This is a genomic window from Sphingomonas sp. (assembly GCF_036731925.1).
GTDB lineage: Bacteria > Pseudomonadota > Alphaproteobacteria > Sphingomonadales > Sphingomonadaceae > Sphingomonas.
Map to the genome: position 1 here is coordinate 694,090 of NZ_DAINDJ010000002.1, position 22,381 is coordinate 716,470.

The window sequence follows — 22,381 nt, forward strand, 5'->3', positions numbered from 1 at the left end:
TTAGTGTCATCGGTTCGTCGCAAACCAATGTTGCACCGCAGCACATTTTAGGTACCAATGCTCGTGGGGATACGGAGGGGGTCATTAAGCTCTGCGTTAACCAGTGCGGAGCATGATCCATCCCACGGGCCAAAAGGAACCGAGCGGGAGACGTACGATGGCTTCACGAGCAAAACCGGCCGAAGGCGCGATGACGCTGGCAGAGATGAAGGAATTCGCAGGCTTTGCCGCCGGCACCCAGCGCTATGTGCGCCGGTCGCTCGACGTAGGCCTGGAGCGCGACGATGCGCTGTCGCGCTGGTCGCGCGATGTGGTCGAGGCCGCGAGCATCCGTGCCCAGGCGCGCATCTATGAGCGCCTCAAGGACGTCCGTGCGATGATGCCGAACGACAATGATCTCGGCGCGATCGAACCGTTCATGGCACCGCTGGTGACGCTCTCCGCCTTCGATCTCGGCCAGGGCCGGCTGACCACCTTCTCCGCCTATCGCTTCCTCTACGAGCGGCTGCTCGGCGCGGAAGTGCGGCCGTGGCTGCCGGCGGCGTTCTGCTCGGCCTCGGCCCTGCCGCACCTCCATCCGGATTTGCGCCGCAAGCTGCTCCAGTCGATCAGCGAAGCCGCGGCGACTGCCTCGGGCTGGTCGAACCGCCAGCCGAGCTTCTTCCCGCAATGGGTCGAAAAGATCGACACCAACGCGCTGCCGAACTGAGGTGTTCTTGCGGAAGTGCGCCTGGCGCACTTCCGGGCCGCAACGAAGGCGCCAAAGGCGGCTAGCGGCACGCCCGCCACCCCATCTCGCCGCGTGGAGCCTGGTCGAGATGGAGGTGGTCGCGGTGGGCGGCATTATAGTCGGGCGACAGCACCGTCGCGAACAGCCGGCAGGCGCCGTCCCGCACCGCGCGCAGGAAGGCCGGCTTCTCCCCTTCCCCCTTCCAGTCGTTGAGCACGCTCACCCGCCGCCCGTCGGCCAGCACGAAGGCAGCGATGTCCACGGCGTTGGCCCTGGCGTGCTCGCTCCAGTCGCCGGTCGTCCGGCCATACATGCGCCGGCACGAATAGCTCCCGAAATGCTCGATCCGCACGACCCGCGCGCCGAAATGCCGCTGCGCCTCGGGCTGGACGATGTTCCACTCCCACAGCGCCAGCCCCGCTGCCACCGGGCAGGCGGTGCCGAGCGACGCCGGGCTGAACCCGATCGTCCGCGATCCACCCTGGGTGAAGCGCACGCCGTTCGCATAGCCGCATTCGCCCTGCCGCTGCACGGGCGCCAGCTTCTCGTAGCGCACGCCTGCCTGGGTGAGCAGCGCCCGGCACTGGCCGTCCTCGGCGCCGAGCCCCGCCAGCTTTCGCCCGGTGAAGGCGCCGATCGGCTGCGATAGGTCGAGCGGGGTCCACGGCACGTCCTGCGGGCGGCTGCGCGTCCACATCAGCAGCAGCAGCGCGCCCCCGGCGATCAGCGCGAAGACGAACAGCACCCATACCGTCTGCTTCAGCGCCTTCACGCGCGCACCGCACGGTCCATCCGCTCGGCGGTGACGGGGTAGCCGAGCCCTTCCGGGATGCAGAGCCAGTCGATCCCGCCGCGCGACTCGACGAACGGGGTGATCGGCTCGATCGGGAAGCGGCGAGCATGGTCCATTGCCGATTCGAAACCGTCGAACGGCGCCAGCCGTTCCAGATTGCGGCGGGTGGGATAGATCACCGTCGCCTCACCACGGTCCGCCGAGTCCAGCGCGTCCCGGGCGGTACTCCAGCACAGCCGGACATTCTCGCTGCCGTCGACCTGCGGCACCGCGCCTTCGGGCGCGCGAGCGAGATAGAAGCGCGTGTCGAACACCCGGTGCGGCAGCCCGTAGGGGAGCCAGCGCGCGAACGGCACCAGCACGTCGAGATCGAGTGCCAGGCCCGCCTGGGTGAGCAGTTGCGCAAACGAGTCGCCCCCGTGCAGCGCCGCACGCATCCCCGCAAGCGTATCGGCGTCGCAATCGAGCCCGAGCGCCAGCCCCGCCTCCTCGATCGTCTCGCGAATCGCGGCGACCCGCGCGGCAGCGTCTTCATGGGCGCCGGCGAGAAGATGATCGCCCGGATCGATTCGCCCGCCGGGGAATACCAGCGCGCCGCCCGCGAACGCCATCGCCCGCGAGCGCTCGACCATCAGCAGCTCGGGCGGCCCGTCCGCCACCTCGCGCATCACGATCACGGTGGCAGCAGGAATGGCTTCGGCTTGCGACATCGCCCCGGCTCTACGCGGCGGCCGCGCCGCTTACCAGCCGGAGGCGCGCAGTCGCAGGCGGAACACCTCGTCGCTGGACGTGATGAACAGCGTCTTCCCGTCCTCCCCGAAGCAGCAGTTCGCCGCTTTCTTGCCGGTGGAAATGAGCCCCAGCCGCCGACCATCCGGCGCGACGACATGGATGCCGCCCGGGCCGCTGGCATAAAGATGCCCGCTCGCCGCCACCTTCATCCCGTCGGCATGGCCCTGCAGTCCCGCCGCCGTGCCGGCGCGATGATCGAGGAAGATCCTGCGGCCGGCCGCGAGGCCGTCGTCACCCAGGCTGTACGCCCAGGTATAGGGCGCGGCATCGTCCGAAACCGAGACGTAGAGCGTCCGCTGGTCGGGCGACAGGCCGATGCCGTTCGGCCGGGTCAGCTTCGATTCGATCAGGTGCACCGTGCCATTGGGATCGAGCCGGTACACGCCGTTGAACGCCAGTTCCTTGAGCGGCGACTGGTCGCCGTCGGTGAAGCCATAGGGCGGGTCGGTGAAATAGATCGCGCCGTTCTTCGCCTGCACCAGATCGTTGCAGCTGTTGAAGCGTTTGCCTTGGTACGTGCCGGCCAGGATCGTCTTCTGCTTGGTCTCCAGATCGACTGCCGCGATGGCGCGGGTGCCGCTGTCCGCCATCAGCAGCTCGCCCTTGCGGCCCTGGATCATCCCGTTCGATCCCGCCTCGCGCACCCCCTTGGGGATCGGCCCGGCGAGGCCGGAGGGGACAAGGAAGGGCCGGGTGCCCTTGCCGTCCCAGCGATAGGCGATGTTCGCCGGCACGTCGGAGAAGAGCAGGTAGCTGCGATCAAACGCGCTTGCCCCGCCCGCCGCGCCCCCGGTCACCGCGCCGTCGCGAATCCACACCGGCCCTTCGGCCCATTGGATGCCGCTGGCGATCACCTCGAGCGGCGAGTCGACGTCGAGCAGCGTGTCGAGTTCCGGATCCAGCCGCGTGATCGTCCCCGCGCCCGCCGCATGGGCGATGCCACGCAGGAGCGGCAACGCAGCGAGGCCGCCCAGCAGGGTGCGGCGGGTGGTGGCGAACATGGTCAGGATCCTCTCAGACGAACGGCCACAGCAGCAGCGCCATGGCGAAACTGGTCAGGCCTGCAATGGTGGCACCGATGGTCCAGCTGCGGAAGGTCTGTGCTTCGGTGAGGCCGAGATACTGTTTCACCAGCCAGAAGCCGGTGTCGTTGACATGGGAGGCAATGGTCGCGCCCGATCCGATCGCGACAGTGACCAGCGCGATCCGGTCCGGCCCCAGCCCCGCTGCGCCGATCAGCGGCGCGGCAAGCCCGGCCGCGGTGACCATCGCGACGGTCGCCGAGCCTTGCGCCACCCGCACGAAAGCGGAGAGCAGGAAGGCGAAGACGGGGATCGAGACCTGCGCCGCCTCCACCGCCATCGTGATCTGCTTGCCCGCGCCCGATTCGATCAGCACTTCCTTGTAGGCGGCACCCGCGCCGATGATCAGGACCATCAGGCCCGCCGGCTCCAGCGCACGCGTGCTGATCTTGGAGAGCGCCTCGAACGAAGCGCCCGCCACCAGCCGCAGCCACAGCATCGCGCCGATCACGGCGATCACCAAGGCGGTGAACGGATGGCCCAGGAATACGAGAGTCGAGCGCGCGAGGCCCGGCGCCATCGTCTCCCCGGCAACCGTGCCGATCAGGATCAGCGCCAGCGGCAGCAGCATTGCCGCAAGCGCCGGGCCGAAGCCGACCGCGTTGGTCTGCGGCGCGCCTTCGTCCAGCATCGGCGGGGCGCCGATCGCGCCATAGCCCGGCGCGCCATGTGCCAGCTTGGCGAACACCGGCCCGGCGAGGATCGCCGAAGGGATGCCGCAGATCAGGCCATAGAGCGCCATCCGGCCATAGTCGGTATGCAGCAGTTCGGCGACCGCGACCGGCCCCGGATGCGGCGGCAGCAGCGCGTGCATCGTCATCAGGCCGGCGAGCAGCGGCAGCGCGAAATAGGTGATGCGGCGCTCCGCCCGCACCGCGAGCGTGGTGAGCAGCGGCGCGAGGATGATGAAGGCGACATCGAAGAACAAGGGCACGCCGACGACAATGCCGATCGCGGTGAGCGCCCACGGCACCCGTTTCTGGCCAAACAGGTCCAGCAGCCGCCGCGCGATCGCCTGCACGCCGCCCGAGGCTTCGAGCATGCCGCCCAGCACCGCGCCGAGCCCGATCACGACTGCCACGAAGCCGAGCGCCTCTCCGGTGCCCTTGCGGATCGCGGCGATCACCGCCTGCGGGTCGTTGCCGAAGACCAGGCCGGTTGCCAGCGCCACCAGCAGCAGCGCGACGAAGGGCTGGAGCTTGAGGCGCAGCACCAGCAGGATGACCGCCGCGATGCTGCCGGCGACGATCGCCAGCGTATGCCAGGGCTCGCCCATCACGCGATTTCCACCCTGCTGGTGAGCGAGGCGGCGGGCACCTGCCCTTCGGCCCCCGCGGTAATGCGGAACTTCGCCTCGCTCTTCAGGTCGGCGGAGGAGGCGCCGGCCATCAGCCGGATCTCGCCGGGCTCTACGATCCACTTGCCGTCGCGCCAGAAGGCAAATTGCTCAGGGCTGAGGGTGAAGCGCACGGTGCGGGTCTGCCCCGGCTTGAGCGGCACGCGGGCGAACCCGCGCAGCTCCGCCACCGGCCGCGAGACCGACGCCACGGGATCATTGGCGTAGAGCTGCACCACTTCCTCTACCGCCATCGTGCCGCGGTTGGTGACCTGCACCGATGCGGTGATCCGGCCGCCGGGGGCGAGCGTCTCGGCACCCAGCGTCAGCGGGCCATAGGCGATCTCGCCATAGGTGAGGCCGTGCCCGAAGGCGAAGAGCGGGCCGATATCCGTATCGTGATAGCGCGCGCTGTCCACCGCGAGGTCCGGGTTGGCCGGGCGGCCGGTGGGCAGGTGCGCATAGCTCTGCGGCGACTGGCCGGTCCGGCGCGGCATGCCGATCGGCAGGCGACCGCCGGGGGCGGCCTTGCCGGTGAGGATCTCGGCAATCGCCGGACCGCTCTCGATGCCGAGCAGCCAGGTCTGCAGCACGGCAGGCACACCGGCCAGCGCGCGTTCGAGCGCGAGCGGGCGGCCGCCCATCAGGATCGCGACGATCGGCTTGCCGGTGCCCTTCAGCGCCTCCAGCAGCGCGGCCTGGCCGTCGGGAAGACCGATCTCCGCATAGCTGCGCGCTTCACCGGTGCGGTTGAAGTCCTCGCCGAGCGCGACGAGCACGACATCGGCACGCTTCGCCGCCTCTACCGCCGCAGCGAGATCGGTGCCCGACTGATAGTCGGCACCCGCGAGCGCTGCCTTGAGCGTCACCGCGTCGGTCGCCTGCCCGCGCGCGCGCCACGAACCGATTGCGGAGGATGCGTCGTCCGCCAGCGCGCCGATCAGCGCGAGCCTGGCACCCGGCTTGAGCGGCAGCACCGCGCCTTCGTTGCGCAGCAGGACGACCGAACGTTTCGCGAGATCGCGCGCCTCGGTCCGCCGCAGCGGCGCCTTGTCGCGCCCGGGATCGCCGAAGCCATAGGGATCGTCGAACAGCCCCAGCCGCGCCTTGGTGGCGAGGATGCGGCCTACGGCTTCGTCGATCAGCGGCACGAGGCTCGCGTCGGCCGTGGCAGCTTCGGCGAGGTAGGTGGCGTAACTGCCGCTCGCCATGTCCATGTCGACGCCCGCCTTCAGCGCCAGCACCGCGGCCTCGCGCGCATCGGCGGCGATGCCGTGGTTGACCAACTCGCGGATAGCGTTCCAGTCGCTCACCACCAGCCCCTGATAATTCCAGCGCGCGCGCAGGAAGCCGCGCACGAGATCGGCATTGGCGGTCATCGGCACGCCGTCGAGCGCGTTGAACGCGGTCATGAAGCTGCCCGCGCCTGCGCGTGCGGCGGCATGGAAGGGCGGCAGATAGACTTCGTTGAGCGTGCGCGGCCCCACCTCGGCGCTGTCGTAATCGCGCCCCCCTTCCGCCGCGCCATAGCCGACGAAATGCTTGGCGCAGGCCATCATCCGCATGCCCTTGGCCAAATCGGCGCCCTGGAAGCCCGCGACCTGCGCCTCGGCCATGCGCGAGCCCAGATAGGCGTCCTCGCCCGCGCCTTCGACCACCCGGCCCCAGCGCGGATCGCGGGCGACATCGACCATGGGCGTGAAGGTCCAGTGCAGCCCCGCCGCCCAGGCCTCTTCCGCCGCGATCCGCGCGGCCTGCTCGGCAACCTTCGGATCCCAGCTCGCCGCCAGCGCCAGCGGCACCGGCAGGATGGTGCGATAGCCATGAATCACGTCCATCGCGAAGAGCAGCGGGATCTTGAGCCGCGATTCCTCCACCGCCACGCGCTGCAGGTCGCGCAGCGGCTCGGCCCCGGCGACATGCAGGAACGAACCCATCTCGCCCTTGCGCACCCGGTCGAGCATCGCCGCATCGAGCTTCGAGTTGAGTGATTTCTGCCGCCCGCCGGCGATCTGGTTCATCTGCCCGACCTTTTCGGCGAGCGTCATCTGGCCGAGCAGCGCCTGGATACGGGCACGGGTGTCGGCCCTCAGCGGCCGTGCCGCGCGGGCGAGCGGCGTCCACGCGGAAGCGGCGAGCATCGCGCCCGCCGCCAGGAGGTTCCGTCGGTTCATCTGTCCGTGCTTCATGCCAGCGGGATCGCCCGGTGTTCGCGGGCCGAGCGGTAGACCGCCTCGATCAGCCGCATGTCGCGCAGCCCTTCCTCGCCCGAGACGATCGGCTCGCGCCCGCTCATTGCGCACTCGGCGAGGTGATCGAGCTGGCGGACGAACTGGTTCTTGGCCGGCTTGGGCAGCACCACCCGCTCGCGCTTGCCGCCGAGCCGGGTCCACATCTCCTGCCCCTCATAGTTGGTGGCGGGCTCCAGCTCGACCCAGCCCTTCTGGCCGGTGACGCGGTAATGATTGTGGTTCGAGCTGTAGCTCGACACGCAATCGGCGATCAGCCCGCTGGGGAAGCGGAATTGCCAGTCGATCCGGTCCTCCACCGTCTTGAAGCGCGGATCGCTGCGATCGGTATATTCCATCGCGCTGACCTCGACCGGCTCCTCGCCCGCCAGGTAGCGCGCGGCGTTGAGGCTGTAGATGCCGATGTCCATCATCGATCCGCCGCCCGACAGCGCCTTGTCGAGCCGCCACTGGTTGGGCGAGGCGTAGAAGCCATGCTCGGCGAAGATCAGCGTGGGCTTGCCCAGCGCGCCGGACTGCACCGTTTCGATCGCCTTCAGGTTGTACGGCTCGAAATGGCAGCGATAGCCGATCATCAGCTTCTTGCCGGCCTTCTTCGCCGCCGCGATCATCGCCTGGCATTCCGCGACCGACACCGCCATCGGCTTCTCGCACAGCACGTGCTTGCCGGCTTGGGACGCGCGGATCGAATATTCGGCGTGCATGGAATTGGGCAGCACGACATAGACGAGGTCGATGTCCGGATTGTCGCGGATCCGATCGTACGTCTCGTAGCTGTACCAGTGGGACTTCGGGATGCCGTACTCGGCGCCGTACTTCTCCAGCTTGGCCGGGGTGCCGCTCACCAGTGCCTTGAGCTCGGCAAATTCGCAGTCCTTGAGGTTGGGGAGGATCTGCTTGGTGGCATAATAGCCGAGGCCGACCACCGCATAGCCGAGCTTGCGCTTGGGCGCTGCCTGCGCCGATCCGCCAAGCGCACTGGCCAAGACCCCGGCGCCGATCCCGCCGAGCACGTCGCGTCGCGTTCCCATGATCCTCCTCCTCGTCCCCGGCAGCCTTTGAATGCCGCGGCCGACAGCGGTATCAACAATGGGAGAGGCGAGCCAGTAGCTCAGGGTATTAGATCGAAGCGCCTGGATTCAAAGCGGAAGCTTTACGGTGGCGCACAGCCCGCCGCCCTCGCGCCGATGCAGGATGATGTCCCCGCCATGCGCCCGCGCCGTCGCGCGCGCGCTGGCAAGGCCCAATCCCATGCCGCCGGTATCACGGTTGCGCGAGCGCTCGCCGCGGAAGAAGGGATCGAATACGCGCTCCATGTCCTCATCGGGGATGCCGGGCCCGCGATCGCGGACGGCGATCACCGCCTCATGCTCGCGTGCTTCCAGCACCAGTTCCGCGCCGCCGGCATATTTGACCGCGTTGCCGACGAGATTGGCCAGCATCGCCTTCAGCGCCACCGGGTCCGCTTCTATCACCAGCGGGTCGCCTGTTTCAAGGTTGACGGCCGCGCCGCGATCAGCGGCATCGTCGACCACCGTCTCGGCCAGTGAACGCAGATCCAGCGGCCGGCGCACGCCGATCCGGCTGCTGTCACGGACATAGGCCATCACGGTGGAGATCATCGCCTGCATCTCGCGAATGTCGCATTCGCAGGCGGCGCGGATCGCCGGATCGGCATCCTCGATGCGAAGACCCAGTCGCATCAGCGGCGTGCGCAGATCGTGCGCGACCGCCGCAATCATGGTCGCGCGATCGTCGACATAGCGATTGAGCCGGGCCTGCATGTCGTTGAAGGCGCGGGCAGCCTCCGCGATTTCGGCGGGTCCGTCGAGTTCGATTGGCGGCGCGCGCGGATCGCGGCCCAGCCGCTCGGCCGCGCGGGCGAAGGCGCCGATCGGGCGTGCGAAGCGCTGCGCCATCGCCCAGGCGAACACCGCCGCCGCCAGCGCCGACAACACCAGCCACATCACCACGAACACGCGCCATGGCTCCAGCCCTGCGCCTGCGGTGACGGTCCGCCAGCTTCCGTCCGCCATGCGCAGCGAGGCTTCAAACCCACCGGTGACGAGCACGTCCTGCGCGGCTACCGCGTTCGCCGGCGCCGGTGCGGGCGGCACGCCGGCGCGGTCATAGACCTGCGGACGCTGCAGGAAGCCTACGGGGAAACGCAGGATCACGCGCTCCGGCCGAACGCCCAGCGCCGTCGCCAAGGCGACCTCGGTCCGCTCGGCGCGCGGGTTCCAGGGCTGGGGTTCGACGGCCTCGGCGCGCCGGACCTCGAACCCGTCGGGCGCCGCAACCGGGTCGCGCATCGCCTGCGCGATCTGGCCGACGGTGTGGAGCTTGGGATTGGGCGTCTGGACGGCGAACAGCAACCCGAAATTGAGCAGCTGCACCACCACCACACAGGCCAGCATCCGCGCGAAGATGCGCAGGAACAGCGGCGATCGCGGTGCCGCCGTTCCCTTGCTCATGCGCGCGTGACGCGGGGCACGAACAGATAGCCTTCGTTGCGCACGGTGCGGATGATCTCGTCGGCGCCCGAGCGCAGCTTGCGGCGCAGCCGGCTGACCTGCACGTCGATCGCGCGATCATAGGCATCCGAATCCGGACCGCGCGCGGCTGCCAGCAGCGCCTCGCGGGTCAGCACCCGGCGCGGGCGTTCGATAAAGACGCGCAGCACGGCGAATTCGCCGTCGGTCAGGCCGACCAGCACGCCTTCGGGATCGAACAGCTCGTGGCTGCCCAGGTCGATTCGCCAGCCCTCGAAGGTGTAGACGTCACCCGCAGGCGGCGCCGCGGTGGTGCCGCGCTTGCGCAGTGCCGCGCGCACCGTCGCCAGGATCTCGCGCGGACTGCACGGCTTGGGCAGATAGTGTCCGGCGCCGACCTCGAGCCCGAGGATCCGGTCCTGCTCCTCGCCGAGCGCGCTCAGCAGGATCACGTCGGGGCCGTCGGCGGTGGCGATGCGGCGGCAGGCGGAAAGCCCGTCTTCGCCCGGCATCATCACGTCGAGGATCACCACGTCGACCGGCATCTTCTCCAGGATGACATCCATGTCCCGCGCGTTCGAGGCCGTTTCGACGCGATAACCGCGTGCGCCGAGGCTGTTGGCGAGCAACAGGCGGATGTCGCGGTCATCATCGACCACCAGCAGGGTGGCGGGTTCGTCGGAAGCGGGGTGGGTTGCCATATTGAAACTCGACTCTTGTACCAGATCGCCCCCGATTACGGCCCCTATGGACCGATGCGGCCCAAGGTTCAACGTTCGCGCACCGGGCGGGCGCCGAAGCTCACCAGGCTCTCCGCGCCATCCGCCGCCAATGCGGACACGCCGACGAACATATCGTCGACGATGATCCCCTTCAGAACCGTCTCGGTCTTGTCGGCCGGAACGTCGACATGGCTGGCCCAGTCCGCACTGTCGGCCGCGCGCCAGTAGACGCGGTATTTCGCCGCGCCGGCGACCGCCGGCCACTTCACGGTCGTGTCGGTGGCGAGGGCGCCGCTGAGGATCACCGGTTCCGGTGCGGCGGGCGCGCTGGCGAGGCGGCGCAGCGTCGCGACGTTGAGCGCCGTCACCTTGGCGAGATAGGGAAAGTCCATCCGGTCAACGGTATCGCCATAAACCTTGCCCGCTTCCGTGCGCAGATCCTGGTGCTGCGCGTCGTAATTCTCGACACCGACAGAGAAGCGTACCGCCGGATAACCGAGCGTGAGGAAGGGCGTATGATCGCCGCCGCGGCCGAAGCGATCGGGACGGCGGACCATCAGCACCTTCAATCCCTTGGGATCGGCGGCGGCAACACCCCGGATTGCCTTCGCGAGGGCGCGGCTGGGGCCGTCATCCTCGCCGCCATCGGCACGCCGCGCCTTGGCCTCTGCAAGCGTCTCGGTGTCGCGCGCACCTTCGGAGAATACCCGCACCCGGTCCGCCGCGCGGCGGCCGTCCTGGCCGATGGTGTTGCCGACAATGTCGTTGTTGAGCACGGCCGAGACGGTCCAGCCGCGTTCCTTCGCGGTTTCCGCAAGCAGCTGGCCACCGTACAGCCCCTGCTCCTCGCCCGAGAGTGCGGCATAGACGATGGTCGCCTTGAACTTGTGCTTCGACAGGATCCGGGCCGCCTCCAGCACCAGCGCGACACCCGAGGCGTCGTCATTCGCGCCGGGCGCATCGGCGGTGGCGTTCATCACGTCGGTGACGCGGCTGTCGATATGGCCCATCACGATCACCACCCGGCCCGGCTCGCTGCCCCGCTGGATACCGAGCACGTCGACGATGCGCACGCCGTTCGGCGCGCGGGGTCCCTTGAATTCGCGGGCGACCTCGCTCGTCTCGATGCAGCCGCCGCAGGCCGCGCCGATCTTCGTCAGCTCGCCGCCAAACCAGCGCCGCGCCGCGCCGATGCCGCGGCTGGGGTTGTCCGGATCGGAGAGTGTATGCCGCGTACCGAAGCCAACCAGTTTTTCCACCGTTGCCTTCAGGCGCTGCGGATCAGGGCGATCCTGCGCGGCGGCGGGCGTGGCAAGCAGGGCGAGCGGCAAAAGAGCGAGGATGCGCATGGGCTTATGCTGACGTGCCCAGGCGCTCCGGTCAATCAGCTCAGCCGGTCGATCGCGTCCATGTCGAGCGACCCCGGAATGATCATCACCGGCACGGTGAGCTTGCCCGAATCCGCGCCGGTGAAGTGCGCGACCAGCTTGCCCGGCGCGCCGCTGGGCGCCGCCCCCAGCACCAGCGCCGCGATGTCGCCATTGGCCGCAAGCATCTCGCGGACCACCTTCGCGCCGTCGCCCTCGCGCACGGTGATGGAGGGCGTCAGGCCGGATTCGGTGAACAATGTGCCGGCCGCGCGCATCACCAGCGCCTCGGCGCGTTCGCGCGCCTCTTCCTCGATCGTCGCCATCACGCCGCCCCACTGGACGAACTCCGCGGGCGGAATCAGGGCCAGGATTTCCACGTTTCCGCCCGTCTTGGCCGCCCGCCGCGCGGCGAAGCGCAGCGCGATTTCGGCCTCGGGCGAATCGTCGATCACCACCAGATAGGTGCGCATGGGGCCCTTCCTTGAAGTCACGCGTTAGGTGGACCGACGCGGCCTCCAGCGCAAGACCGGGGCTTGACCCTAGGGTTTACGGCGGCAAAGGAGAGGCCAGCCACCCCCAGGACCAACGACGGGAACCTTCATGGGAATCGAAATCAAGATGCCGGCACTTTCTCCCACCATGGAGGAGGGCACGCTTGCCAAGTGGCTCGTCAAGGAAGGCGACACGGTGAAATCCGGCGACCTGCTTGCCGAGATCGAAACCGACAAGGCGACGATGGAATTCGAAGCGGTCGACGAAGGCGTGATCGGGAAGATCCTGGTCGCCGAAGGCACCGATAATGTGAAGGTCGGTACCGTGATCGCGGTGATCGCCGGCGAAGGCGAGGACGTGTCGTCCGCCACCGCCGCCCCCGCGCCGAGCCCGACCCCTGCGCCTGCACCGGCTGCCGCCGCGAGCGCGCCTGCACCTGCGCCGGCTCCGGCCCCTGCCCCGGCGCAGCCCGCCGCCGCTTCGGGATCGCGCGTCAAGGCGAGCCCACTCGCCCGCCGCATCGCCGCTGACAAGGGCGTCGACCTCGCCGGCGTTAGCGGTTCGGGCCCGAACGGCCGCATCGTGAAGGCCGACGTCGAAGGCGCCAAGCCGGGTGCCGCTCCGGCCGCTCCGCAGGCCGCCGCCGCGCCTGCGCCGACGACCGCACCAGTCGGCGCACCCGCAGCGACCGCGGAGACCAAGGCCGTCTGGTACGACGACTCGATTCCGCACGAGGAAGAGAAGCTCTCGAACATCCGCAAGACGATCGCGCGTCGCCTTACCGAATCGAAGCAGACCGTCCCGCACATCTACCTCACGGTCGATATCCGCCTCGACGCGCTGCTCAAGCTGCGCGGCGAGCTGAACAAGGCGCTTGAAGCGCGCGGCGTGAAGCTGTCGGTCAACGATCTGCTGATCAAGGCGCTGGGCGTCGCCCTGGCGCGCACGCCGAAGTGCAACGTCACCTTCACCGGCGACAAGCTGATCAAGTACAACCGTGCCGACGTGTCGGTCGCGGTGTCGACGCCCACCGGCCTGATCACCCCGATCATCAAGGACGCGGCGAACAAGGCGGTTTCCGCCATCGCGACCGAGATGAAGGACCTCGCCGCGCGCGCGCGCGAGGGCAAGCTGCAGCCGCACGAATATCAGGGCGGCACCGCCAGCCTGTCCAACATGGGCATGTACGGCATCAAGCAGTTCGAGGCGGTGATCAATCCGCCGCAGGGCATGATCATGGCGATCGGCGCGGGCGAGAAGCGCCCGTACATCATCGACGACGCGCTGGGCGTGGCGACGGTGATGAGCGCCACCGGCAGCTTCGACCACCGCGCCATCGACGGGGCGGACGGGGCCGAGATGATGAAGATCTTCAAGGAACTCGTCGAAGCCCCGATGGGCATGATCGCCTGATCGGAGCCGGGCGGTGCGCGTATTGATCGAAGTGCTTCACATCATCGCGGGCTTGCTCGCGGCGATGGTGATCGCGTCGCTCGCCGCCTGGTCGTACCGCCGCGCCACGAACGACATCTGGCTCGTCGCCTATGTCGCGATGGTCGCGGTGGTGGTGATGGGCATCGGCCCGCTGCGGCGGGCCTATGCCGAGGATCGCGCGCGCTTGCGCGGAACCCGGGAGGCGGATCGCAATGATTGACCAGAATGGCGGCCCGCCGGATCGCCAGCCCGCGATCCGCGTGACGACGATGCCGGCGGACACCAATCCCTATGGCGACATCTTCGGCGGCTGGCTGATGAGCCAGATGGACATGGCAGCAGGCCTGTTCGCCTCGCGCTATTCGCGCGGCCGGGCGGTGACGGTGGCGGTGGAGGGAATGAAGTTCCATTCCCCTGTCTCGGTCGGCGACGAGGTCTCGGTCTATGCCGAGATGATCAAGGTCGGCCGCACCTCGATGACCATCGAAGTCCAGGCATGGCGGCGCGGTCGGCATGTCGAGGAAAGCTGCCTCGTCACCCAGGCACAGTTCGTGTTCGTCGCCATCGACGAGCACAAGCGCCCGCGCCCCGTGGAACAGATCGCTTGATGCACCCGCGGAACCGCGGCGCGCTGCAATGCGCCGGGTCCGCACTATTTACTCCCCAGCCCTCCCCTGACAGGGGGAAGGGAGCAGAAGGAAGCAAACCTTGGCTGAATCCTATGACGTCATCGTTCTCGGCTCGGGCCCCGGCGGCTATGTCGCGGCGATCCGGGCGGCCCAGCTGGGCCTGAAGACCGCCATCGTCGAGCGCGAGCTGCTCGGCGGCATCTGCCTCAACTGGGGCTGCATCCCCACCAAGGCACTGCTGCGCTCGGCGGAAATCTTCCACTACATGCAGCACGCCAAGGATTATGGCCTGATCGCCAACCAGATCAGCGCCGATCTGGACGCGGTGGTGAAGCGCTCGCGCGGCGTCGCCAAGCAGCTCAATCAGGGCGTCACGCACCTGATGAAGAAGAACAAGATCGCGGTGCACATGGGCACCGGCGTGCTGACCGCGAAGGGCAAGCTGACCGTCACCGCCGCGGACGGCAAGAAGACGGACCTGGAAGCGAAGAACATCATCGTCGCGACCGGCGCCCGCGCCCGCGACCTGCCCTTCGCCAAGGCCGACGGCAAGCGCATCTGGACCTATCGCCACGCGATGACGCCGACCGAGATGCCGACCAAGCTGCTGGTCATCGGCTCGGGCGCGATCGGGGTGGAGTTCGCCAGCTTCTACAACGACATGGGCTCGCAGGTAACGATCGTCGAGATGCTCGACCGGATCGTCCCGGTGGAAGACAAGGATGTCTCCGCGCACCTGGAGAAGGCGTTCAAGAAGCAGGGGATGACCATCCTCACCCAGACGGGCGTCGACAAGCTCGACGTGACGGCGACCGGCGTGAAGGCGTCGATCAAGGGCAAGGACGGCAAGGTCACCGTCGAGGAGTTCAGCCACGTCATCGTGGCGATCGGCATCGTGCCGAACACCGAGAATATCGGGCTCGAGACGCTGGGCGTGAAGACCGAGCGCGGCCATATCGTGACCGACGCGGCCTGCCGCACCAATGTCGATGGCCTGTGGGCGATCGGCGACGTCACCGCGCCGCCCTGGCTCGCGCACAAGGCCAGCCATGAGGGCGTGATCGCGGTGGAGGCCATCAACGGCGACCACCCGCACGCGATGGACGTGCGCAACATCCCGGGCTGCACCTATTGCCACCCGCAGATCGCCAGCGTCGGCCTCACCGAAGCCAAGGCCAAGGAAGCGGGCTACGAGGTCAAGGTCGGCAACTTCCCGTTCATCGGCAACGGCAAGGCGATCGCGCTGGGCGAGCCGGAAGGCTTCGTGAAGACGGTGTTCGACGCCAAGACCGGCGAACTGCTCGGCGCGCACATGATCGGCGCCGAAGTGACCGAGATGATCCAGGGCTACACCATCGGCAAGACCGGCGAGCTGACCGAGGCCGAGCTGACGGAGACGGTGTTCCCGCACCCCACGATCAGCGAGACGATGCACGAGGCCGTGCTCGGTGCCTATGGCAAGGCGCTGCACATCTGAGGGAAATCGGCGGGGGACCTGCTCCCCCGCCTGGTATCCTGCGGCGGATGCCGCATGGCGGCAGGCGGATCGTTTCGCCTGCCGCTTTCCGTTGGGGCGCCGGTCGTCTAGACCGGCCTTCCTGCCCCTCCGGAGCCCACAGGTCGCCCCCGCCCGATGTCCAGCCCCTCCTCGCGTTCGTCCTTCGGCAGCTCCCGGCGCGGTCGCGCCCTGCAGCGAAAGCCGATCGGCGCGCGGCGCAAGGCGGTCTCCGCGCTGCTGGTCGCGGCGCTGCTCGCGGGCATCACCCTCGCCTTCTTCTGGCCGGGCGTGGCGAGCTATGACAGCGTCGTCCAGTATCAGCAGGTACTGCGCGGCCGCTTCGACGATTGGCACCCGCCGGCAATGGCGCAGCTATGGGCGGTGTTCCACGGCCTAGGCTGGCGCGGGCAGACGCCGATGTTCGTGCTGCAGATCCTCCTCTACTGGAGTGGCCTCGCGCTCTTCGCGGGCGCGCTGGCGCGGCGCGGCCAGGCCATTGCGGCGCTGGTCGTGCTGCTGCTCGGCATCTGGCCGCCGATCCTGGGCTGGCAGGTCGCCGTGCTGAAGGACGGGCAGATGGCCGGGGCCCTGATGGCCGCGGTGGGCCTTGCCTGCTGGTGGCGACTGGACGACCGGCGGCTGCCGCTCTGGGCCGGCGCACTGGTGCTGGGGCTGCTGGGCTATGCCACGCTGGTGCGGTTCAACGCGGCCTTTGCCACCGTGCCGTTGGCCTTCGGGCTGCTCGGCGGCTGGCGATGGGATCGCCCGCTGTTCCAGGCGGTACTGGTGGTGGCGACGACCGCCGCGGTGATCGGCGTGCTCACCCCCATCAACCAGCGCCTGCTCCACGCGACGCCAAGCGGGGTAGAGCGTTCCCTGCCGCTGTTCGATCTCGCCGGGATCGCGCACCGGGCCGGTCCGGAAGCGGTACCGCAGGTGCCCGCGCGGCTCTGGCGCCAGGCCGAGGCGCGGGGCTGCCTGACCCCGATTCTGTGGGATCCGATCGGCGATGACAATGCCTGCGGCTATATCGTCGACACGCTGCAGCACGCGGCCCCCGGCAACCGGTTGCGCGGCGTGTGGCTGGAGGCAATCGCCACCCACCCCATCGCCTATGCCGCGCATCGCATCGCCCACTGGAACAGCGAGATGCGGCTGTGGATGCCGACGACGATGCCCGGCACCGGCCCGCTCGCCCGGTCCGAACCCAACCAGCTCGGCCTCCCCTCCCCGGACAAGCGCATCAACAGCTTCCAGAAGCTGGGCTATACGCTGGCAAGCGGCCCCGCCGGCGCACCGATCCTGTGGCTGGCGATCGCGCTGGGCGTGCTGTTCTGCACTTGGCCCGTGCGCGACGGTGTCGGGGCCGTGGCAGTGACGCTCGCCCTGTCGACCATCCTCACCGAAGCTGCCTTCGGCATCGTCGGCGTGGCATCGGACTATCGCTATCATTGCTGGGCCATGCTGGCGGCTGGCCTTGCGCTCCTTGCCGCCACGGGCACGCGCGCCGCCCCCCAGCGGGTGCTCGTCGCCGTGCTGGGCGTTGCGATCGTGGCGGCAGTGGTAACCGTCGCCCGGTGGACGCTTGCCCCGGCCCTGCCGCCGCTGTGAACTCAACACTTTTGTCGGAGTAGAATTCATGGCATTGATCGCCTGAGAAAATCTCAGGGAGGATTCCATGCTTCGAAAGACACTGCTCGCGGGAGCGGCGCTGCTCTGCATGTCCGCGCCGGCACTCGCGCAGAACACGCCCGTGACTGTCACGATCGACACCGCAAAGAGCGGCCCCACCATCGATCGCCATATCTTCGGCCAGTTCGCCGAGCATCTGGGCACCGGCATCTATGGCGGCATCTGGGTGGGCAAGGATTCGCCGATTCCGAACACGCGGGGCATCCGCAAGGACGTGGTTGCGGCGCTTCGCGCGATCAAGGTGCCGGTGGTGCGCTGGCCCGGCGGTTGCTTCGCCGACGAATATCACTGGCGCGACGGCATCGGCCCGCAGGACAAGCGGCGCAGCAGCGTGAACACCAACTGGGGCGGATCGGGCGAGCCCAACAGCTTCGGCACGGACGAATTCATGGACTTTGCCGACCAGGTGGGCGCCGAAGCCTATGTCTCGGTGAACGTCGGTTCGGGCACGATCCAGGAAGCCGCCGACTGGCTGGCCTATATGACCGCGGACCCCGCCAGCACCGCCGGCAAGGAGCGCGCGGCCAACGGCCATGCCGCACCCTACAAGGTGAAGTGGCTTGGCCTGGGCAACGAAAGCTGGGGCTGCGGCGGATCGATGCGGCCGGACCATTATGTCGACCTGATGAAGCGCTTTGCGCGCTTCACGCACAACCTCGATCCGAAGCAGGGCGAGAAGGGCCCGGAGCCGATGCAGCGCATCGCGGTAGGTCCGAATGATGCGGACACCACCTACACCGAGGCGGTGATGGCGGCATGGAAGGGGCATGACTGGGCCTGGAACATCGAAGGCCTGTCGATGCACGCCTATACCACCGGCGGCTGGCCGCCCTCGCTTCCCAGCGTCGGCTTCGACGAGACGGGCTATGCCAAGCTGGTAAAGGCGGCACTGGCGATGGACGGGATGATCACCAAGCATACGGCGATCATGGACAAGTACGATCCCGACAAGAAGGTGCCCCTGATGATCGACGAATGGGGCGTCTGGCTCGCGCAGCTGCCGGGTTCGACCCCGGGCTTCCTCTATCAGCAGAACTCGCTGCGGGACGCGATCATCGCGGCGCTGCACTTCAACATCTTCGCGCGCCACGCTGACCGGGTGAAGATGACCAACATCGCCCAGATGATCAACGTGCTGCAGGCGATGATCCTCACCGACAAGGAGAAGATGGTCCTTACGCCCACTTACCACGTGTTCCGCATGTACGTGCCGTTCCAGGATGCGCAGGCGGTGCCGGTGTCCTTCGACGCGGGAACCTATACGCAGGGCGACGTGACGATGCCGCGCGTCGATGCGATCGCGGCGCGCGGCAAGGACGGCAAGCTGTGGCTGGCAGTGACCAACCTCGACGCGGGCAAGCCGACGCGGATCGAGGTGAAGTTCGCCGGGGTGACGGCGAAGAGCGCCAAGGGTGAAGTGCTGACCGCCGCGAAGGTGGATTCGGTCAACAGCTTCGAGGCGCCGAACGCGGTGGTGCCGAAGCCGATCAGCGGTAGCGTGGCCAAGGGCGGCGTGACGCTGGAGCTGCCCGCCAAATCGGTCGCGGTGGTGGAAATCGGGAGCTGACAACTCAGCGCCTGGGCACCCCTCCCGCTTGCGGGAGGGGATCAGGGAGGGGCTGACGGGGCTGTAGCGCCGCAACGCTACAGCCCCTCCCCTACCCCCCCCCCGCGAGCGGGAGGGGGAACTTACGTCAGAGCGTCTTCACCGCCGTCAGGCCGGTATCTTCCACCTGGGCCAGCGGGTTGCGAAGCGCAAGGGTGAACGGCGCCGCCTCGATCTCGAACGTGTCGCCGACCTGGGTCTTCACCCCGTCGCTGAACGACAGCGTCGCCGTGCCGAAGAAGTGGACGTGCACATCGCCCGGCTGGCGGAACAGCCCGTATTTGAAGTGGTGATGTTCGAGATTGGCGAGCGTGTGCGACATGTTCGTCTCACCGGAAAGAAACGGCTTTTCCCACAGCGTTGCGCCATCGCGCAGGATCCGGCTGGTGCCGCGCACGTCTGCAGGCGCCTCGCCCACCAGCAGTTCCGGCCCGAGCGACGCCTGGCGCAGCTTGGAGTGCGCCAGCCACAGGTAATTGTGCCGTTCGGTCACATGGTCGCTGAACTCATTGGCGAGGCACAGACCGATCCGCCACGGCGTGCCGTCCGGGCCGATCAGGTAGATGCCGGCCAGTTCCGGTTCCTCGCCGCCGTCCTGCGCGAAGCCCGGCATCTCCAGCGCGTCGCCGGGGCCGACCAGATGGTGCCCATTGCCCTTGTAGAACCATTCGGGCTGCTGGCCGATCGCGCCGGCGCCGGGCTTGCCGCCCTCGACGCCTTCGAGGAACATCCGCATGGAATCGGTCTTGTGCTCGGCCGCCGCCGCGTCGCGGTGCATCTTGTCGCGCCCCTCGGCCGAGCCGAGATGGGTGAGCCCGGTGCCGGTCAGCACCAGATGCGCGCCATCCGGATGATCGATCGGCGCGAGCAGCTGCCCGGCCGCCAGCGCCCCGGCCGGATCGACCGAACCTTCGCGGCCCGCCGCCGCCACCGCCTCGGCGAGCGACTGGCCCGCTTCGATTGCCTGCAGCGCCAGGCTGCGCACATCGGTGGCGCCGCGCACGAAGCCCGCCCCCGATTCGTCGGCCGCGATCACCCGCCGCACGCCATCGCTTCCCTTGAACTGCATCAGCCGCAACGCCATCGAACTGCTCCTCATCCTCAATTTAGTCGGACTTATTCCGGTCCGACGCGAATGGCAATCGCACATCGTTTGCCGGATGCCCTCGCTTCGCGCTACACATCAAAAATGCAGGAGAGCGAGCGAATGGCACGGGACGACCAGGCGGAAGATGCGGACGAAGCAGGCGTGCAGCCGATCACCCGCACGCCCAAGGGGTCCGGCCGTCGTCTGCGCGGAGCAATTGCGCATTATCTCGGTACCCAGATCGTCTCCGGCGCGATCGCGCCCGGCGAGAAGCTGACCGGCGAAGTCGCCAATGCCGAAGCGCTGGACGTGTCGCGGAGCGCCTATCGCGAGGCAGTGCAGGTGCTCACCGCCAAGGGGCTGGTCGAAAGCCGTCCCAAGGCGGGAACGCGCGTGCTGCCGCGCAGCCGCTGGAACATGCTCGATCCGCAGGTGCTCGCCTGGGCCTTTTCAGGCGAGCCGGATACCGACTTCGTCCGCGACCTGTTCGAGCTGCGCGCCGTGGTGGAGCCCGCCGCCGCCCGCCTGGCCGCCGAGCGCCGCGACCGCGACGATGTGAAGGCGATGCGCGACGCGCTCACCCAGATGCGGCGCCACACGCTGGCGACAGATGCCGGGCGCGCGGCGGACCGCGACTTCCACGACGCCTTGCTGGAAGCGACGCACAACAACGCGCTGGTCGCGCTGAGCGCCAGCATCGGCGCGGCGGTGAGCTGGACGACCAAGTACAAGCAGCGAGTCCGCGCCCTGCCGCGCGATCCTGTGCCCGATCACATCAAGGTGTTCGACGCGATCGCAGCCGGCGATCCGGACGCGGCGGCCGCGGCGATGCGCACGCTCGTCGACCTCGCGCTGGAGGATACCCGCCTCTCCATGTGAGGAAGGCGGTGTGCCGCCGCGCCGCTCCCGAATGCAAAAGGGCGCCGCTCTCGCGACGCCCTTTCTTGTTCCGGGGAACCCGTCCCCCCGGCGAGGCCGAGAGGACGTGCTTCGATCAATCCTCGATCGCGTTGGTCGGCTTCGAGCCCCACAGCGCGTAGAACAGGATGTAGAGCTCGCAGATCGCGGTCAGCAGGAACGAATGCTGCAGGCCGTACTGGTCGGCCAGCCAGCCCTGCACCGCCACCAGCGCGCCGCCGGCGATCGCCATGATCAGCAGGCCCGAGCCTTCCTCGGTCAGCGGACCGAGGCCCTTGATGCCCAGGGTGAAGATCGTCGGGAACATGATCGAGTGGAACAGGCCCACCAGGATCAGCGACCACATCGCCACTTCGCCCTGCGTGAACACGGTGACCATCATCACGACGAAGGCGCCGATCGAGAAGACGGCGAGCACGATGCCCGCATCCACCTTCTGCATGATCGCCGAACCGACGAACCGGCCGACCATCATGCCGCCCCACAACAGGGTAAGGTAGCGCCCTGCCTGCTCTGTCGTCATGTTGCCGATTTCGGGACGGCTGACGAAGTTCACGAACAGGTTGCCGACGCCGATCTCGGCGATCAGGTAGATGAAGATCGCGCCGATGCCGAACACCAGGTTGCGGTGGTTCCACAGGCTATGGTGCTTGCGCTCCTCCTTTGCGACGCGGCTGGTGGCCGAACCCATCGCCGGCAGCGGGAAGCGCGCGATCACGATCGCGAGGACCAGCAGCACCACGGCGACAAGCACGTACGGCAGGATCACCGCATGCGCGTCGGCCAGGCGCTCGGCCTGGGTCAGCGCCGCCGAACCCGCCTGCGCGGTGCCGCCCTTCGAGCGGCCGAGGATTAGATAGGCGCCGAACAGCGGCGCGAGCATCGTGCCGGCCGAGTTCATCGCCTGCACAAGGTTGAGCCGCGACGAAGCGGTCTCGGAAGGGCCGATCACCGCGACATAGGGGTTGGCTGCCACCTGCAGCAGCGTGATGCCGCTGGCGATCACGAACAGCATGAACAGGGTGACGCCGTAGGACGGCAGGCTCGCCGCCAGCGTCATGCCCAGGGCGCCGGCCGCCATGATCAGCAGGCCCACGACCAGCGACTTCTGGTAGCCGATCCGCTCGATCAGCTTGGCCGACGGGATCGATGCAAAGAAATAGGCGATGAACCAGACGCTCTCGATCAGCGCCGCCTGGAAATAGCTGAGCTCGAACACGCTGCGCAGATGCGGCAGCAGCGTGCCGTTGATCACGGTGATGAAGCCCCACATGAAGAACAGCGTGGCCAGCAGGGCCAATGCGCGTCCATATTGCGTGGGGGGAGAGGCTTGCCCGGCCCCCGCCGGAGCAGCCTTTGACGTAGGCACGACCGCCATGCTGGTATGATCCTCTCGATTTTTGCCACGGTGGGACGCGGCGGGGTTGCTCTTCGCTTTCTAGTCGGAGTATTCAACCGA

20 protein-coding genes are annotated in these 22,381 nt (G+C 68.2%); 8 read left to right on the top strand and 12 right to left on the bottom strand.

Annotation, left to right across the window (positions count from 1 at the left end; translation table 11 throughout):
* The first annotated feature begins 157 nt into the window (after positions 1–157).
* Positions 158–709 (top strand): hypothetical protein, encoded by a 552-nt coding sequence (locus V7E00_RS12745; protein ID WP_333573017.1) that lies wholly within the window; start codon positions 158–160, stop codon positions 707–709.
* 61 nt (positions 710–770) lie between these two features.
* Here V7E00_RS12745 and V7E00_RS12750 read toward each other — a convergent pair whose 3' ends face one another.
* The 10 genes from V7E00_RS12750 to V7E00_RS12795 form a co-directional block, all read right to left on the bottom strand.
* Positions 771–1,502, bottom strand: a complete 732-nt coding sequence (locus V7E00_RS12750) for an extensin-like domain-containing protein (RefSeq protein WP_443019194.1) — start codon at positions 1,500–1,502, stop codon at positions 771–773.
* Positions 1,499–2,233 (bottom strand): NUDIX hydrolase, encoded by a 735-nt coding sequence (locus tag V7E00_RS12755; protein ID WP_333573018.1) that lies wholly within the window; start codon positions 2,231–2,233, stop codon positions 1,499–1,501. Before V7E00_RS12755 ends, V7E00_RS12750 begins: the two co-directional genes overlap by 4 nt.
* A gap of 30 nt (positions 2,234–2,263) precedes the next feature.
* A complete protein-coding gene (locus V7E00_RS12760) occupies positions 2,264–3,316 on the bottom strand; it encodes an SMP-30/gluconolactonase/LRE family protein (protein ID WP_333573019.1) in 1,053 nt (350 codons plus the stop codon).
* 13 nt (positions 3,317–3,329) lie between these two features.
* Positions 3,330–4,673 carry a GntT/GntP/DsdX family permease gene (locus tag V7E00_RS12765; protein ID WP_333573020.1) on the bottom strand — a complete coding sequence of 448 codons (1,344 nt, stop codon included), beginning with the start codon at positions 4,671–4,673 and terminating at the stop codon, positions 3,330–3,332.
* Positions 4,673–6,922: a glycoside hydrolase family 3 N-terminal domain-containing protein gene (locus tag V7E00_RS12770; RefSeq protein ID WP_333573021.1), complete on the bottom strand. Its 2,250-nt coding sequence runs from the start codon at positions 6,920–6,922 to the stop codon at positions 4,673–4,675. The genes V7E00_RS12765 and V7E00_RS12770 overlap by 1 nt, the downstream gene beginning before the upstream one ends.
* Positions 6,919–8,013 carry a Gfo/Idh/MocA family protein gene (locus V7E00_RS12775; protein WP_333573022.1) on the bottom strand — a complete coding sequence of 365 codons (1,095 nt, stop codon included), beginning with the start codon at positions 8,011–8,013 and terminating at the stop codon, positions 6,919–6,921. The genes V7E00_RS12770 and V7E00_RS12775 overlap by 4 nt, the downstream gene beginning before the upstream one ends.
* A gap of 108 nt (positions 8,014–8,121) precedes the next feature.
* Positions 8,122–9,456 carry a HAMP domain-containing sensor histidine kinase gene (locus V7E00_RS12780; RefSeq protein ID WP_333573023.1) on the bottom strand — a complete coding sequence of 445 codons (1,335 nt, stop codon included), beginning with the start codon at positions 9,454–9,456 and terminating at the stop codon, positions 8,122–8,124.
* A complete protein-coding gene (locus V7E00_RS12785; RefSeq protein ID WP_333573024.1) occupies positions 9,453–10,175 on the bottom strand; it encodes a response regulator in 723 nt (240 codons plus the stop codon). The genes V7E00_RS12780 and V7E00_RS12785 overlap by 4 nt, the downstream gene beginning before the upstream one ends.
* Before the next feature lie 68 nt (positions 10,176–10,243).
* Positions 10,244–11,545: a M28 family metallopeptidase gene (locus V7E00_RS12790; RefSeq protein WP_333573025.1), complete on the bottom strand. Its 1,302-nt coding sequence runs from the start codon at positions 11,543–11,545 to the stop codon at positions 10,244–10,246.
* 35 nt (positions 11,546–11,580) lie between these two features.
* Complete coding sequence (locus V7E00_RS12795) at positions 11,581–12,036, bottom strand: universal stress protein (RefSeq protein ID WP_333573026.1); 456 nt, start codon at positions 12,034–12,036, stop codon at positions 11,581–11,583.
* A 130-nt stretch (positions 12,037–12,166) separates the two neighbouring features.
* On the opposite strand from V7E00_RS12795, the gene V7E00_RS12800 reads away from it, so the two are divergent.
* The 6 genes from V7E00_RS12800 to V7E00_RS12825 all read left to right on the top strand — a co-directional run bounded on the left by V7E00_RS12800 (position 12,167) and on the right by V7E00_RS12825 (position 18,878).
* The gene (locus V7E00_RS12800) at positions 12,167–13,471 is read left to right on the top strand and encodes a pyruvate dehydrogenase complex dihydrolipoamide acetyltransferase (RefSeq protein ID WP_333573027.1); all 1,305 of its coding nucleotides are present in this window, start codon (positions 12,167–12,169) and stop codon (positions 13,469–13,471) included.
* Between the two features lie 13 nt (positions 13,472–13,484).
* Positions 13,485–13,712: a hypothetical protein gene (locus V7E00_RS12805; protein WP_333573028.1), complete on the top strand. Its 228-nt coding sequence runs from the start codon at positions 13,485–13,487 to the stop codon at positions 13,710–13,712.
* Positions 13,705–14,100 (top strand): acyl-CoA thioesterase, encoded by a 396-nt coding sequence (locus V7E00_RS12810; RefSeq protein WP_333573029.1) that lies wholly within the window; start codon positions 13,705–13,707, stop codon positions 14,098–14,100. The genes V7E00_RS12805 and V7E00_RS12810 overlap by 8 nt, the downstream gene beginning before the upstream one ends.
* A gap of 100 nt (positions 14,101–14,200) precedes the next feature.
* A complete protein-coding gene (gene lpdA / locus V7E00_RS12815; protein WP_333573030.1) occupies positions 14,201–15,598 on the top strand; it encodes a dihydrolipoyl dehydrogenase in 1,398 nt (465 codons plus the stop codon).
* Between the two features lie 156 nt (positions 15,599–15,754).
* Positions 15,755–17,230, top strand: a complete 1,476-nt coding sequence (locus tag V7E00_RS12820) for a hypothetical protein (protein ID WP_333573031.1) — start codon at positions 15,755–15,757, stop codon at positions 17,228–17,230.
* A 67-nt stretch (positions 17,231–17,297) separates the two neighbouring features.
* Positions 17,298–18,878 (top strand): alpha-N-arabinofuranosidase, encoded by a 1,581-nt coding sequence (locus V7E00_RS12825; protein WP_333573032.1) that lies wholly within the window; start codon positions 17,298–17,300, stop codon positions 18,876–18,878.
* 127 nt (positions 18,879–19,005) lie between these two features.
* Here V7E00_RS12825 and araD1 read toward each other — a convergent pair whose 3' ends face one another.
* Entirely contained in the window at positions 19,006–20,001 is a 996-nt protein-coding gene (araD1, locus tag V7E00_RS12830; protein ID WP_333573033.1) for an AraD1 family protein, read from the bottom strand.
* Positions 20,002–20,124: 123 nt separating this feature from the next.
* Here araD1 and V7E00_RS12835 point away from each other — a divergent pair, with 123 nt between their 5' ends.
* Positions 20,125–20,883, top strand: a complete 759-nt coding sequence (locus V7E00_RS12835) for a FadR/GntR family transcriptional regulator (RefSeq protein ID WP_333573034.1) — start codon at positions 20,125–20,127, stop codon at positions 20,881–20,883.
* A 115-nt stretch (positions 20,884–20,998) separates the two neighbouring features.
* Here V7E00_RS12835 and V7E00_RS12840 read toward each other — a convergent pair whose 3' ends face one another.
* Entirely contained in the window at positions 20,999–22,300 is a 1,302-nt protein-coding gene (locus tag V7E00_RS12840; RefSeq protein ID WP_333573035.1) for a sugar MFS transporter, read from the bottom strand.
* Between the last annotated feature and the right edge of the window lie 81 nt (positions 22,301–22,381).

Coding starts and splice junctions, on each gene's coding strand:
- V7E00_RS12745 (WP_333573017.1), top strand. CDS start 158: ATGGCTTCACGAGCAAAACCGGCCGAAGGCGCGATGACGCTGGCAGAG.
- V7E00_RS12755 (WP_333573018.1), bottom strand. CDS start 2,233: ATGTCGCAAGCCGAAGCCATTCCTGCTGCCACCGTGATCGTGATGCGC.
- V7E00_RS12760 (WP_333573019.1), bottom strand. CDS start 3,316: ATGTTCGCCACCACCCGCCGCACCCTGCTGGGCGGCCTCGCTGCGTTG.
- V7E00_RS12765 (WP_333573020.1), bottom strand. CDS start 4,673: ATGGGCGAGCCCTGGCATACGCTGGCGATCGTCGCCGGCAGCATCGCG.
- V7E00_RS12770 (WP_333573021.1), bottom strand. CDS start 6,922: ATGAAGCACGGACAGATGAACCGACGGAACCTCCTGGCGGCGGGCGCG.
- V7E00_RS12775 (WP_333573022.1), bottom strand. CDS start 8,013: ATGGGAACGCGACGCGACGTGCTCGGCGGGATCGGCGCCGGGGTCTTG.
- V7E00_RS12780 (WP_333573023.1), bottom strand. CDS start 9,456: ATGAGCAAGGGAACGGCGGCACCGCGATCGCCGCTGTTCCTGCGCATC.
- V7E00_RS12785 (WP_333573024.1), bottom strand. CDS start 10,175: ATGGCAACCCACCCCGCTTCCGACGAACCCGCCACCCTGCTGGTGGTC.
- V7E00_RS12790 (WP_333573025.1), bottom strand. CDS start 11,545: ATGCGCATCCTCGCTCTTTTGCCGCTCGCCCTGCTTGCCACGCCCGCC.
- V7E00_RS12795 (WP_333573026.1), bottom strand. CDS start 12,036: ATGCGCACCTATCTGGTGGTGATCGACGATTCGCCCGAGGCCGAAATC.
- V7E00_RS12800 (WP_333573027.1), top strand. CDS start 12,167: ATGGGAATCGAAATCAAGATGCCGGCACTTTCTCCCACCATGGAGGAG.
- V7E00_RS12810 (WP_333573029.1), top strand. CDS start 13,705: ATGATTGACCAGAATGGCGGCCCGCCGGATCGCCAGCCCGCGATCCGC.
- V7E00_RS12820 (WP_333573031.1), top strand. CDS start 15,755: ATGTCCAGCCCCTCCTCGCGTTCGTCCTTCGGCAGCTCCCGGCGCGGT.
- V7E00_RS12825 (WP_333573032.1), top strand. CDS start 17,298: ATGCTTCGAAAGACACTGCTCGCGGGAGCGGCGCTGCTCTGCATGTCC.
- araD1 (WP_333573033.1), bottom strand. CDS start 20,001: ATGGCGTTGCGGCTGATGCAGTTCAAGGGAAGCGATGGCGTGCGGCGG.
- V7E00_RS12835 (WP_333573034.1), top strand. CDS start 20,125: ATGGCACGGGACGACCAGGCGGAAGATGCGGACGAAGCAGGCGTGCAG.
- V7E00_RS12840 (WP_333573035.1), bottom strand. CDS start 22,300: ATGGCGGTCGTGCCTACGTCAAAGGCTGCTCCGGCGGGGGCCGGGCAA.